Genomic DNA, 13331 nt, shown 5'->3' with positions numbered 1-13331 from the left:
AATCCCACCATTCACTACACTACCAAGGCCAGACGAGCCATTGTTGAATTGGCCGAGTCGATACTCTGCTTCTGGCGAAGCAGCAACTCGCGCGTACTGGCTGCTAAGTCTGTTTCCTGAAGTACGGAGTTATAGGTATTCAGGGCTTCCTGATCTCCCCTATGGCATTCCTGTACAACAGCTTTATCATCATTGGTGGAAAACGTTGATTTGATGTTAATCCAGGCACGGTGTAAATCAGCGGCTATGCTGGTGCCATTATCGGGTTCTCCACCCAGTGTCCGTATCTCACGATCCAATTCCTGTGCAAACTCAGCCCGCTGGCGTGACTGCGCCAGGAGCAGTGTTTTTAATTCCTTATCGTCTACATTCTCAGACGCTTCCTGATAGCCTTTTTCGGCATCATGGCTGAGGGTCAACAGTTGGCTTAGTTGATCGAGGATTTCACCTCGGGTTACTTTTACATTCATAACGTTGTTGGATTTGTTGTGTTAATTAGGATGGAAAAGTTCATAACGTTTCGAGTTGAGCAAATCAGAAAGTATAGTAATCAGTAATTGCTTTTTGGTAAGATCATGCCCTTTCATAAGCATGTAATCATCGGCAGAGCCTGGGCGTTGACGATAGTACCTTGAACAGTTCATTATCTTCTTGGTGAACTTCGACGATCCTACCTTCAGCTCTGCCCTTGTAGCCCCAACTTAACCAACTCAATTCGTTGCCGTTTGTGGGACTATTCATGGTATATAATTAGGTAATGGGGTGAAGAGGAAGAAATCAGTTGGTTAAGCATAGTTTGCTTAACCAACTGAACGGTCTTTACTCCCCTAGTTTGCCATTTTTAGCATCCTTTTGCATTTGTTTATTAGCAAATACGGCTATATCGACTCTACGGTTTTTTTGACGGCCAGCTGCTGTAGCATTATCGGCAATTGGCTGTGCTTCACCGTAGCCTTTCTCATCAACACGAGACGTTTTCACACCCTGACGTTCCAGGAAGCTGGCAACGGCATCGGCACGTTGCTTAGATAAAGCTAGATTATGTTCTGCCGAACCTGTAGCATCTGCGTGTCCCTCGACAAGAATGTCGGTATCTTCTTCTTTATTTAGGGTTTGTGAGAAGTTGATCAGCTGTTGCCGAGTGGACGATTTCAAGGCATAAGAGTCTGTGTCGAACAGGATGTCAGAACCCAGACTAACTTTAATACCTTCTCCAACTCGTTCTACCTGAGCATCGGGCATTTGGCGTTTAATTTCTTCAGCCCGTTTGTCCATTCGCCGACCGATTACAGCGCCGGCTGCTCCACCAACTGTTGCGCCCAAAATAGCTCCCAGTGCTGTATTGCCTTTTGTTTTACCAAGCATTGCGCCTAATACGGCTCCACCACTGGCACCAACTATAGCTCCCTTTTGGGTTTTGTTCAAATTCTTTTTCTGAGCAATTGACAGATTACCTGTCAAAAGGCTAACAGTCATCAGAAGCGCAAGCGACTTCGTTCCGACTGATTTCCATTGATAATTCATAGCGTTGTGAATATTTGGTATTGCCTATAGATACCCAAACCCTGTACCAGTTTAAGTGAGTATATAAAATGATGGCCTTATTGTTAGATTAACTATTTGATAGTTAGTTGATTAAATAATGAAAGGATTGTCAGGAATTAATGTAAATAATTTTTAAGACAACTAATTTGATAGAGTAATCGGGAAGCAAGATGCCTATTGTTGTGGAATGGGTTCTACAGAAATGGGAAACTTCATTGATTGGGGAAATCTAATGACACTTATCCGGTTATCATTTTAACGTATCACTACTAAGAAGTGTAGTTGAGATTGTGTATAAGTGGCTTATATCCAGTTGATTAATTAGAGTATATTTCCCTTATGTTGAAGACGGTAGACAAACGAAAATGTCTTTATAAACGTTAGAATGGTAACTTATCCATTGTCTTATCGAATTACATGTTAACAATCAAATCATTCGTTGCGCTACTGCTTATCGGAGGCATGCTGCTTGTTGCACCGGTGGGTTGTAAAACATCGGGGAATGGCGATTCTGTTGTCCCTGTTGTGCCCCGGACTTTAGTCAAGAGTACGCTGATTGGGGAGTATACGACAGATCAACTCCGTAGTCGGTTTAGTGGTGCGAATACAGCACTTCAGTTGTTTATCCGTTACGGTATTAAAGCGTATCGGTTAGAATACACCACGACGAATACGGATGGTACTTCAATTAAGGCGTCTGGTGCGCTCATTATTCCAACTGTTACAACGGCGGTACCCCTGTTGAGTATGCAGCACGGAACCATTACGAGTGAGAATGATGCGCCATCGAATTTCGGTACGGGCAGCGAGGCCTATTCGTTTGGGTCCGTGTTTGCCTCCCAGGGTTATATCATTGCCGCTCCGGACTATATTGGCTATGGGGCCTCAAAAGACCTGCCGCATACCTATGAGCAACGCAATGGCTTAGCTACAGCTTCGCTCGATATGCTACGCGCCACCCGCGATTTTCTGAGCGACCAGGGTACCAATTGGGACAAACGCCTGTTCATTGCTGGTTATTCAGAAGGGGGATATGCGACCTTATCGCTACAGAAGAAAATAGAGGAAGAAACCAGCAATGAATTTAATCTGGTAGCGTCGAGTTGCGGGGCTGGTGCTTACGATAAACCGGCTTTCATGAAGCAAATCATCAACGAAAAAACGAGTGGCGTCGATTATATCAATCGGCTTTATATCTGGGTATTACAAACCTACGATCGGATTTATAAGCTGAATCGACCCGCGTCTGCCTACTTCAAAGAGCCCTATACTACTCAACTTACGACGCAGGGCCTAGGTGCTTCTATTAACGTAAGCCTCAATCAAGCCTTTTCGGATAGCTTCAAGCAAGGCATCAACGACGGCACCGATAAAGCTTTTCTGGTTGCTGTTCAGGACAATGATATTCATGACTGGAAACCCGTTACGCCAACCCGGCTTTATCATGGAGATGCCGATGAGATCGTGTCATTCCTGAATTCTCAGAATGCCTACGACGCGATGCAAAAACGGGGAGCCGCGAACGTAACCCTGATTCCAATCAAAGGGGCTACGCACGAGACAGGAATCATCGGCTTCATTACTGGGACATACGATTTCTTTGGCTCGATACAGTAAGGATCGTATAGGCCGCCTGATTAGGTTGCCGTGTTTGTGAACCAATGGTTGTGCGGGCGCGGTCGTCGTCGGAGATAAGCAGGAGCCGATTAGCGTCCAACGGCGTCAGATCTTCGGCTTTATGGCCGGGCGTATGTACCGGCTGGCCCTTGGTATCGCGAATGAGTGTGAACGGTTTGTTGGCATATAACTCATCTGATGTGGCTGTCCAGAGGTAAGCATCCAGTTTCCCGTTGGCTTCCTGAGAAGTAAGCATCCAGAACCGTTTCTGAAATGGATCATATTCCAGGCTCGACAGAGCGAGTGGTTTCGGTAAGGTGGAATCGGCTTTAGCAATGTCGAAATCGTTGATGAGTTTCCAGTCGTCTAGTAACCGAATTCGCTCGGTATCGCCGTTTTTTTCAATACGATATGACACACCAATAATTTTTGCCTGATAGGTAAAGCTCTCGTACGATTTGCCTGCCTCCCGAATACCAAATAAGAGCTGGCGATCGGTGGCAGCCAGTCCTTCGATCTTGAAATAAGGGATTTCGCCGGGGAATTCACTCGTAGCCAACACCCGTGCAATTTGATGACGATAGGCCATTGAATTGCGACTGGTATCATCAGGAGCCAGCACACGCGGATGTTGTTCATCACCACTTCGCCAGTAAAGAATGGTATTGTAGCTATCCCAATCGTGGCTACCGGGTTTTACGCGGTCGAAGGCGGTGGTTAGCAGGATGAATTTCCGATCTGGAGTCTGGGCAAAGTCTTCGTATTTTCGAGTAGCTGAAAACGTAGGTTGTGTCAGATACGTCGGTGATTGGGTCGAATCGGCCAGCGTTGCGAGCGTTTTCATAAATACCGGACTCTGGCCTGCAGGCATGTCCTTATCGTTGGCGAAGATCAGATTTTTACCATCGAATACCACGGCTGAAGCTTCGCACCAGACAGCTTGCCCATTCAATGAAGTTCCGGCTGCGAAGCAGTTCAGAAAACCCTCCTCAGTAATTGTCGCCGTAGGTATACTGGTTGTATTGGCTGGAAGTTTAGCCGTTTTGCAGCCAAAAGTGAGGAATAGCGCAGTTAACGCAATGGTACAATATCTGAAAATCATGTTCGCTTGTCGGAGTTGGGCGCAAAATAAACGATATAGATGGTCCTGCACACCAGACCATTTATCCTGCGGTTTTGAACCCACAAACTTCGCAGATTACTGCCGCAAAACGAACCCTACGCCGTGAACATTTTCTATTCGGATGGTTGGGTCCTGGGCAATTCGTTTTCGGAGCCGGGAAATGAATACATCGAGACTACGTCCCATAAAATAATCATCGTCGCCCCAGACAGCGCGCAGTAGTTCCTCGCGTCGAACGAGTGTGTTGGGTCGGTCGAGGAAATAAGCGATTACGTCGGCTTCGCGATGGGTGAGGGTCTGCGTTTCTCCATTTACCGTGAGGGTGAGATTCTGACGATTGAGAACCGTATGACTGATTTGCTGACGGTTGGTAGCGGGAGTCGTTCGGCGGAGAAAAACATTGATTTTTAAAATCAATTCTTCAATACTGAAGGGTTTTGTCAGGTAATCGTCGGCTCCCAGGCGTAGGCCCTGCAAGCGGTCGTCCCTATTCGCTAGGGCACTCAGAAATAAAATAGGGACCTGGGTATTGACAGAACGAATTTGCCGCGCCAATGTAAAACCGTCGCTTTGGGGCAACATCACATCCAGCAAACATAGATCGAACGACTTCGCCTGAAACGTAGCCCAGGCATCAGGCCCATTGGTGCAATGAGTAACTTGAAAAGGAACGTTTTCGAGCGTATCCCGAATTACGAACCCAAGGTTAACATCGTCCTCAACAAAAAGAATGTGAGCAGACATTAAAGGTGAATGAGTGAATGGATGAGTGAATGAACCGACGACCAGAGTGAATTACTAGTTAGAACGCTCTTTCGCTCTTGCAATCGTTCACTCTTTATCGCAAATGTGCTGCCTTTGCCTGCCTCACTGGTAAGCGTCAACTGCCAGCCATGGGCACGAATTACCTGCCGAACATAATATAGGCCAAGTCCAAAGCCCTTAACGTTGTGCGTATGTCCCGACGTTACCCGGAAAAACTGCCGAAAAACAGCCTTTTGGTCTTTAGGGGCAATGCCAATTCCGTTATCGCTTACCGACCAGATCAATCGGTTGTTTTCCGTTCGTGTGTGAAGCACTACACAAGGCGATTGAACACAGTATTTGATGGCATTATCAATCAAATTGTTCAGAGCCGTTTCGAGCTGGTAGCGATCGGCCTGTAGGTGGGCATTCGTTGCAGTCAGGTCGAGTGTAATGATAGGAGCAAAGGCACTGGCAGAGGCATGCATAACCTCGTGTAGATCCACGTCGGTTAATTCAAGAACAAATCCGGTACGTTCGGAGCGGGCTAGTTGCAGAATACTGTTGATCTGCTTTTGCAATCGCTGGCTTTCTTCGCCTAAAACACGGGCATATTGTTTCTGCCGATCGGGTTGTTGGGTAATAGTCTCAGATTGAAGCACATCGGCGGCAATGCGGATGGTTGAAACGGGTGTTTGTAGCTCGTGAGTGATATTATTGATAAAGTCGCGCTGCACCTCAGTTAACCGACGCTGTTTCAGGACAACACTCAGTGTGTAGCCAAAAAAACTGACCACCAAAAGTACGGCCACCGTAGACCACAGCCAGCCACTTAATTGCCCCGCTACAAATGCCGTTTGATTCGGAAATCGAATACCGAAATAATAGGTATATCGTGGGAATTTAGGCAGGTTCTTTCCCGCCTGGAGTTTGGTTTTTGCCAGCGCCGAATTGCTTGTGCTCACATACGCGCCATAGACCATGCGGTCGGTTTCGCAGTTGTAAATACCATATTCATAGTCGGTGATGAGGTTGTGCTGCTGTAGTGATCGTTGAATGAACAGTTCGAGCGTAGCCGGATCAATAGGAGCGTCGGTATTGACGATGAAATAATCGGCGGAGAGTTGCGTAACAGCATACCGATTGAGCGTGAAGTTATTGAGTTTCGCAACGTCATCAGCCACATCCTGCAGGGCAATAAACGCCGACTGCCGAAATTGTCGTTCACGTAGCGCATAGGCATTCCGAACCCAAACCGCCTGCACAGCCAGGATACCGATAATGGACAGCACCGAGAGAACAACCAACAGGCGCAAACGGGACATTTCTTAATGAGCGAAAGAGTGAATGAGCAATTGAATGACTGTAAAGTACGTGTTATTCGTTCAATCACTCAACCACTCTTTCGCTTATCTACTCCTCGTTAACAACTCATTAACAAACGTTAGGAAGCGCTTAACAAGGCTATCGTAGTGGGCGAAGTAGGTTTGTATCGTCGCCCGAGTGGGCAATAGGATAAACCATCTCAAACCATTTTTTCTATGAAACGCATTCTGTTCTTTAGCTCGTTGGTGTTGCTGACGGCCTCGATGGCCATGACCGTACCTGCTGCTATATTCAACTGGCGTAGCGCCACCCATGATTTTGGCCGCGTTATTCAGAATAAGCCCGTTACTGCGGAGTTTTCATTTATCAACAAAGGAGAGTTACCACTTGTGATCAATCAGGCCAAAGGCTCCTGCGGATGTACTGGTGTTGAGTACCCAAAAACTCCCGTTATGCCTGGCCAGTCGGGTGTGATCAAGGCTACCTTTAATGCCGCAGCGTTAGGGGCGTTCAATAAATCGGTAACGGTTGAATCGAATGCCGAAGGAGGTACTCAGATGTTGTATTTTAAAGGTGAAGTAGTGAAAGAAGGCGTGGCAGCTCAATAGAGAAAGAAGGAGTAATTATTGACTGGGGCTTCGCTTTTAGTAAGTAGCATTGAACTCGTTGATAGATTGGTACGACCCCGATGGGGTCAAACGTTTATAGTCAAAATCGATTCTATAAACATTTGACCCCATCGGGGTCGTACCGATCTATGACAATGCCGCCTACTAAAAACGAAGCCCTTTATGAACAATATTACCTGCCAATTTCGCCTATCAATCCTCTATTTGCTTTGCTTCCTGTTTCTGATAACACAAGCCTGTTTTGCGCAATGGAAACCCAGTGCCTGGCCAACCCTGAAGCATTATGATAAAGATCATTTGGTACACATCGCCCTTCCTTTAGGTGGAATCGGTACGGGGACTGTTTCGCTGGGTGGGCGGGGTGAACTGCGTGATTGGGAGATAATGAACAAACCGGCTAAAGGATTCAGCACGGTTACCGTTGGGAACAACGCTCCCTTTTTTGCAATCAATGTGCGGCCTGCTCAAGGTAAAGCCATGACAAAGGCTTTGCTCGGACCACTAGACCCGTCCGAATTTCAGCACTACGAAGGACGCCCGGTGAATCAGCACGGTTTTCCTCGCTTCACCGATGCTTCGTTCGACGCGGCCTACCCTTTTGGACAAGTTAATTTGTCGGATAAGCGAATGCCTGTTACGGTAAAAGTGAAAGGCTTCAATCCATTTATTCCGGGCGATGCCGATAATAGCGGGATTCCCATTGCCGTACTGGCTTACGAGGTAAGCAATACGGGTCAGGAGCCACTGGTTGTCTCGGTATGTGGATTAATGCGGAATTTCATTGGAAAGGATGGGAGTAAATACCTCAAAGACTGGAAAGGTGACTATGTTCCTATTGGGGCTAAGAAAAACATCAATAACTACAAACGACAAGGTGATGTGCAGGGTATTTTCATGTATTCGGATAGCGTAAACCGCCAGGATGCGGCCTGGGGAACAATGGCTCTCACAACGAATAGCACGACAGGCGTGAGCTACCGAACCAGTTCTCGTTCTAACGATTGGGAAAATGCCATGCTTGATTTCTGGGACGATTTTAGTGCTGATGGTACCTTGACAGAAAAGAGCAAACTAGTCGATGATGATCCGCTGGCCTCGTTGGCTGTGCAGAAAACCATTGCTCCTGGTCAGACGCAGACATTTACATTTTTCATTACCTGGAATTTCCCGAATCGGGCGGCCTGGGCCTCGTTTTCAACGAAAGCGGATCAACCGGCTGTGGGCAATTATTATTCAAAGCAATATGCTGATGCCTGGGATGTGATTGTAAAAACGTTACCTCGGTTACCGGTTCTGGAACAGAAAACGCTCCAGTTCGTCAATGCATTTCTACAAAGCGATTATCCAGATGTGATTAAGGAAGCGGCCTTATTTAACCTGGCCACGTTACGTTCTCAAACGGTTTTTCGAATTCCCAGCGGGCACCTGATGGGGTGGGAGGGTGTTTTCGATGAATTTGGCTCCTGTTTCGGCTCTTGTACACATGTCTGGAATTATGAGCAGGCAACGGCTTTTTTGTTTTCTGATTTGTCACAGTCCATGCGGGATATCGAATTCAATTACGCGACCAATGAAACCGGTAAGATGAGCTTTCGGGTCATGCTTCCACTGGAAAAAGCGCAGGAATGGAAGAATGCCGCAGCTGATGGGCAAATGGGTACAATTCTGAAATTTTACCGCGATTGGCAGTTATCCGGCAATCAGGAATTCCTGAAAAAGAATTGGCCGCAGGTGAAAAAAGTACTGAGCTACACCTGGATAAAAGGAGGTTGGGATGGCAATCAGGATGGCGTGATGGAAGGGCGACAGCACAACACCATGGATGTCGATTATTTCGGTCCCAATCCCCAAATGAGTTTCTGGTACCTGGGTGCGCTGAAAGCGGGTCGCGAAATGGCCATCGCTATGAATGATTCTGAATTGGCTCAAAAGTGTGATGCTTTAGCGAAGAAAGGGAGCACCTGGATAGATCAGAATTTATTTAATGGCGAATACTACGAACATAAAATTACGGACCCTAAGACGTTTGATTTTCTCAACTGGGAGCACGATTCAACCGTTGCCGTACCGGATTATCAATTAGGAAAAGGCTGTTTGGTTGATCAGCTTGTTGGTCAGATGATGGCGCACATGGTGGGACTGGGCTATCTGGCCGATCGGGATCACATCCAGACTACGCTGCAAAGCATTATGAAGTACAATTACCTCGACAACTTCTCTGATCATTTTAATAACATGCGTTCGTACGTGATGGGCGATGAAGCTGGACTGCTCATGGCGAGTTGGCCCAAAGGACGCCTGAAAGTACCGTTCCCCTATTTTGCCGAGTCGATGACGGGTTTTGAATATTGCGCTGCGGTGGGGATGTTGTATGAAGGCCAAACAGAGAATGCACTCAAATGCGTTTCGGCTATTCGGGATCGGTTCGATGGTCGCAAGCGGAACCCATTCAACGAACCTGAATGTGGTTATCATTACGCCCGTTCAATGACCAGTTGGAATACTATATTAGCCTGGAGTCAGTTTCATTATTCAGGCGTAACGGAAAGCATGACCATCACCTCAAAGCCAGGCACTTATTTCTGGTCAAATGGCTCGGCTTGGGGAACTTGTTCTGTAAGCCGGACAGGAACGAAAACGAACGTTGCATTAACTGTACTGAACGGAAAAATAGGGCTTCGTACATTTACAGTTCAGGCTGGCGGAAACTACACATTCCCGAAACGACAGGAACTGGCAGAAGGAAAAACGGTCAACTTCACTATAAACGAACAGAGTTCAAATCGATAACCACTTAATAACTGATTGTATTAAGTGGTTATGTTGTACCCATGGGCTTCAGCCCGTGTTTTATAATCCAGATAAAACACGGGCTGAAGCCCATGGGTACAATCTAATCTCTAAATCAATTGCATTTTTGCCACTTTGGGGTCAACGTGAACCGTATCATGCTCAAAATCAAGCTTTATTCGCCATTTCTGCATCGTGGCAGCGCCGATAATAGCTTCTTCACTTAAATCGGGTACGACTAGGAATTCATCAGAGAGCAGAACATCCTGTAGATAAAAATCTAACCGGACGACATGTCTGATTTCAATATAATGCCCTACCGCAGCGGTAGCTACACGCCGTATACGGCCTAAACTTTCCAAATGAGCTAAATCTGGTACGTGCTCTGGGTTGATGCAGGACAAATTAGTCGCAACGGCGCACCGCCCACTATCAAATAGCGTATATAAATGTTTCTCTCCCTGAGAGCCTACGTACAGTAGCAGCTTACTTATGAACATGTCGGCGGATTGTTTGAGTAAAGTTACATAAAGCCCTACGCAAATCAATACTTCATTTCGCCCCGGTCTTTCTCGACCGCAGATCGCCCTTCTTTCATCCAGATCGGCATAGGTGCGTCTTTGAGGTAGTAATCAAAGAATTGGTACAGCCGAACGCTCAAATCTTTCGCATTGTGTCGTTGCGTCAGGTTATGGCCTTCACCATTGTAGACCAGCATCCAAACAGGTTTGTTCAGGCGACGAAGTGCTGAAAACAGCTCAATGCCCTGATACCAGGGAACGGCTCCGTCGGCGTCATTATGCGTCATCATGAGGGGCGTCTGAATTCGGTTCGCAAAGAAAAGTGGTGAATTCTCGATGTAATTCATGGGTTTGTCCCAGAGTGTACCCCCAATTCGGCTTTGCGTTTTTTCGTACTGGAACGCCCGGCTAATACCCGTTTCCCAGCGAATTCCACCATAGGCCGACGTCATGTTAGCAACAGGAGCGCCCGCTTCGGCAGCCCGGAACAGATTTGTACGAGTAATGATATACGCCGTTTGGTAACCTCCCCAGCTTTGCCCCTGAATGCCCAATCGGTCGCGATCGACGAACCCTTTGTCCAGTAAACTTAATACACCCGGCACGATACAGTCATAGGCATTTGGGCCAGGCTGACCTGTCGTATAAACAATATCTGGAATGAAGACGAGATAGCCGTTGGAAACACAATAGGGTACGTTTATTGTTGATCGGCTGGGTGATGGAGCCCGATAATCGTTTAAGGTTTCGGCATTGCGCTCGTAGAAATACGTCAGCATTGGGTACTTCTTCTTCGGATCAAAGCCTTCGGGTTTGAAGAGTAACCCTTCGAGTTTGATGCCATTGGTACCAATCCAGTTTACGATTTCCACGCTTCCCCAACGAATGCTGTCCTGTTGCGGATTCGCACGGGTCAACTGCTTCGGCGCAGCCAAGGTTGTATCGGTTACAAAGAGGTTGATCGGCTCCTGATAATTGCCCTTGTAAAACGTCATGGTCGACGCGTTTTTCGCCTTGTTCAACCCGAAGTAGCGATGATTACTACGATTCAGGGTTGCCGGGTCCATCGCCGAAAGCCCATTCTTGCTTTTCAGAATTCCGGTCGATTTGTCGCTTTCCCAGATGCCGGTCAGGAATAATTCGGTTTTGGGATCGATTCCTTTTTCGATCGAACCACCCCGTCGACCAGGGGCGTCATCATCTTCATTGTCCAATTCAGCACGGCGGAGCCGGACGTTGTTTTTTCGCCCCCAGCCTGCGGTCAGATTGAGCGGTTTCTCGCGTCCAGTAGGATCAACCTGCCAGATATCGTAACGGTCATAAAGCCACACATACCGGTCGCCGGTTGTCCAGCCAGCCGCCCCATAGGCACCGGGAAGGTTTGGGGTATCGTGCTCTTCATCGAAAAATTTGCTGGGTAGCCCACGGGTCAGATCAATGCGTTTGCCATCCATCACCGACCATGCCCGCCAGAGCGAATCACGCTCATCGAACCAGTAAGCATATTTTCCTTCGGGCGATAGTTTCGGTTGCGATGCCATAATATCATTAGCGATTCGCTTTTTCTCGCCCGTTTGCGTATCGATTAGATACAAGTCTGTGTGGCCAGGGTCCCACGATGCCTGTACCTGATAAGGCAAATCACTCAACCCCAATACATAACGTGTATTGACTTTAGGGTCGAAAGCTACCGTTGGAATTTCCCGGTTGGCTAAGGGGATAATCTTGCCGGACGCCAGGTCATAGACAGTCAGGAAACCGCGTTCCTTTTCTTCCTTGAGCCGTCGTTGCTGCATGGGTTGCAGGCGAGTGTCGGTCCAGGTCCAGATGTCCATGCGTACTTTTTCGTCGTCGGGAGTGAGCGTGTCCTTTGTTGGCTTGGGCGGAATAGGCGAGGTTGAGAAGTAAAGCCGTTTGCCATCATCAGCGAATTTCGGTTCGCGGTACTCGTTTACCGACCAGCCTTTGGGAAGCGCTTTGACGGTTGTATCGGCAATTACGGTAAATGGAGTTTCGGCTACAGGTGTTTTAGCCTTTTTCCCTTTTGCTACGATGGCTGGCGCCAGATTTTTGTAGTAGAGCGAAAACACTTTTACGTCTGCTCCTGCGCTATCGGCCGACGCCATCCAGGCCAGTTGTTGACCAACTTTGTCGACCGCTAATCCTTTATAAATTTTTCGTTTTGAACTCGTATCCACAAGCATCGTTTTACCATCAGTTGTACTGAACAGAAACACGCCCGGAATGCTTGATTCGCCCGTTTTCAATGAGTCATTGGCCGACTCTTTACTGTAAAATACGGCCTGACCGTTATCAGATACGACCGCATTTGACACATAATGGACTGTTTTACGGGAGCCATCAGCCATGTTTAGCAGCGTCAGATCGTCACCTTTAGGCTTTTTCGCCGGGCCTTTTCGGGTAGCTACAGTTGTTGTAGAAATAGGTGGTGCCGGATTGAGCGTATCTTTCTGCGCCTGCGCTACTGGTCTGGAAGCTGGTCTTTCTTTATCGTCTTTTCGCTCCTGAACCACAGCCAGCCACGAACCAGCCTCTTTCCCAAACGAAAACGATTTGACATTCGGTAATTTGGTTGACTTTCCAGTCGATAAATTCAGCACTAAGAGACTATCTTTCGGCATCTCGTCGGGCTTTCTTTTTTTGAGTTTAGCCTTACGAACGTCGATAACCGGAACTTTCAGGCGCAACACCAGAAATTTGCTGTCAGGCGTAAATTGGGCCATGTACCCACGGGGAAAAACGTAGTGTGTAGGCGCACCACTGGCAGATACTTCCAGGCGTCCGTCGCCATCCTGGGGGTCAATCTGGTAGGCAATCCAGCGGCCATCGTTTGAGATTTTTTCCGTACGTACACTTTGCCAACGATCATAATCGGCACTCGTGAGCGCACGTTTCTGGATCTGGGCAAAGATGGGGGAAGAGAACAGAAAACAGAGTAAGAGTTGAGTGAAGCGAGTCATAAAAGGGGAAAGTTGAGACCTACTAAATTACTGAAAATAAAACAGCCTTATTCTG

Annotated in this window: 10 protein-coding genes; 3 read left to right on the top strand and 7 right to left on the bottom strand. The window is 47.4% G+C overall.

Features of this window, described 5'->3' with window-relative positions; all coding sequences use genetic code 11:
* Positions 1–14: 14 nt before the first annotated feature.
* On the bottom strand, positions 15–470 hold the full coding sequence (locus GO755_RS31695; protein WP_157589455.1) for a ferritin-like domain-containing protein: 456 nt from the start codon (positions 468–470) through the stop codon (positions 15–17).
* A gap of 349 nt (positions 471–819) precedes the next feature.
* On the bottom strand, positions 820–1524 hold the full coding sequence (locus GO755_RS31690) for an OmpA family protein (protein WP_157589454.1): 705 nt from the start codon (positions 1522–1524) through the stop codon (positions 820–822).
* Between the two features lie 438 nt (positions 1525–1962).
* Here GO755_RS31690 and GO755_RS31685 point away from each other — a divergent pair, with 438 nt between their 5' ends.
* Positions 1963–3162: an alpha/beta hydrolase family protein gene (locus GO755_RS31685; protein WP_157589453.1), complete on the top strand. Its 1200-nt coding sequence runs from the start codon at positions 1963–1965 to the stop codon at positions 3160–3162.
* Here the strand turns inward: GO755_RS31685 and GO755_RS31680 are convergent.
* The 3 genes from GO755_RS31680 to GO755_RS31670 form a co-directional block, all read right to left on the bottom strand.
* Positions 3125–4264, bottom strand: a complete 1140-nt coding sequence (locus GO755_RS31680) for a hypothetical protein (protein WP_157589452.1) — start codon at positions 4262–4264, stop codon at positions 3125–3127. The two genes, GO755_RS31685 and GO755_RS31680, sit on opposite strands and share 38 nt — an antisense overlap.
* 96 nt (positions 4265–4360) lie before the next feature.
* The gene (locus GO755_RS31675) at positions 4361–5029 is read right to left on the bottom strand and encodes a response regulator transcription factor (RefSeq protein WP_157589451.1); all 669 of its coding nucleotides are present in this window, start codon (positions 5027–5029) and stop codon (positions 4361–4363) included.
* Complete coding sequence (locus tag GO755_RS31670; protein ID WP_157589450.1) at positions 5029–6354, bottom strand: sensor histidine kinase; 1326 nt, start codon at positions 6352–6354, stop codon at positions 5029–5031. Before GO755_RS31670 ends, GO755_RS31675 begins: the two co-directional genes overlap by 1 nt.
* Before the next feature lie 216 nt (positions 6355–6570).
* Between GO755_RS31670 and GO755_RS31665 the strand changes: the two genes are divergently transcribed.
* On the top strand, positions 6571–6963 hold the full coding sequence (locus tag GO755_RS31665) for a DUF1573 domain-containing protein (RefSeq protein WP_157589449.1): 393 nt from the start codon (positions 6571–6573) through the stop codon (positions 6961–6963).
* Between the two features lie 183 nt (positions 6964–7146).
* Entirely contained in the window at positions 7147–9774 is a 2628-nt protein-coding gene (locus GO755_RS31660; RefSeq protein ID WP_157589448.1) for a GH116 family glycosyl-hydrolase, read from the top strand.
* 110 nt (positions 9775–9884) lie between these two features.
* On the opposite strand, the gene GO755_RS31655 is transcribed toward GO755_RS31660, so the two are convergent.
* Complete coding sequence (locus tag GO755_RS31655) at positions 9885–10274, bottom strand: pepsin/retropepsin-like aspartic protease family protein (protein ID WP_157589447.1); 390 nt, start codon at positions 10272–10274, stop codon at positions 9885–9887.
* Positions 10275–10318: 44 nt separating this feature from the next.
* The gene (locus tag GO755_RS31650) at positions 10319–13276 is read right to left on the bottom strand and encodes a S9 family peptidase (RefSeq protein WP_157589446.1); all 2958 of its coding nucleotides are present in this window, start codon (positions 13274–13276) and stop codon (positions 10319–10321) included.
* Positions 13277–13331: the final 55 nt, after the last annotated feature.

It is taken from the genome of Spirosoma arboris, assembly GCF_009754945.1.
Taxonomy (GTDB): Bacteria; Bacteroidota; Bacteroidia; order Cytophagales; family Spirosomataceae; genus Spirosoma; species Spirosoma arboris.
This window is presented reverse-complemented; position numbering and strand designations above follow the sequence as displayed.

What these genes read in the sequence shown, in the direction of transcription:
- GO755_RS31665 (WP_157589449.1), top strand. Translation starts at nt 6,571, where the DNA reads ATGAAACGCATTCTGTTCTTTAGCTCGTTGGTGTTGCTGACGGCCTCG.
- GO755_RS31660 (WP_157589448.1), top strand. Translation starts at nt 7,147, where the DNA reads ATGAACAATATTACCTGCCAATTTCGCCTATCAATCCTCTATTTGCTT.
- GO755_RS31675 (WP_157589451.1), bottom strand. Translation starts at nt 5,029, where the DNA reads ATGTCTGCTCACATTCTTTTTGTTGAGGACGATGTTAACCTTGGGTTC.
- GO755_RS31690 (WP_157589454.1), bottom strand. Translation starts at nt 1,524, where the DNA reads ATGAATTATCAATGGAAATCAGTCGGAACGAAGTCGCTTGCGCTTCTG.
- GO755_RS31685 (WP_157589453.1), top strand. Translation starts at nt 1,963, where the DNA reads ATGTTAACAATCAAATCATTCGTTGCGCTACTGCTTATCGGAGGCATG.
- GO755_RS31670 (WP_157589450.1), bottom strand. Translation starts at nt 6,354, where the DNA reads ATGTCCCGTTTGCGCCTGTTGGTTGTTCTCTCGGTGCTGTCCATTATC.
- GO755_RS31655 (WP_157589447.1), bottom strand. Translation starts at nt 10,274, where the DNA reads ATGTTCATAAGTAAGCTGCTACTGTACGTAGGCTCTCAGGGAGAGAAA.
- GO755_RS31650 (WP_157589446.1), bottom strand. Translation starts at nt 13,276, where the DNA reads ATGACTCGCTTCACTCAACTCTTACTCTGTTTTCTGTTCTCTTCCCCC.
- GO755_RS31695 (WP_157589455.1), bottom strand. Translation starts at nt 470, where the DNA reads ATGAATGTAAAAGTAACCCGAGGTGAAATCCTCGATCAACTAAGCCAA.
- GO755_RS31680 (WP_157589452.1), bottom strand. Translation starts at nt 4,264, where the DNA reads ATGATTTTCAGATATTGTACCATTGCGTTAACTGCGCTATTCCTCACT.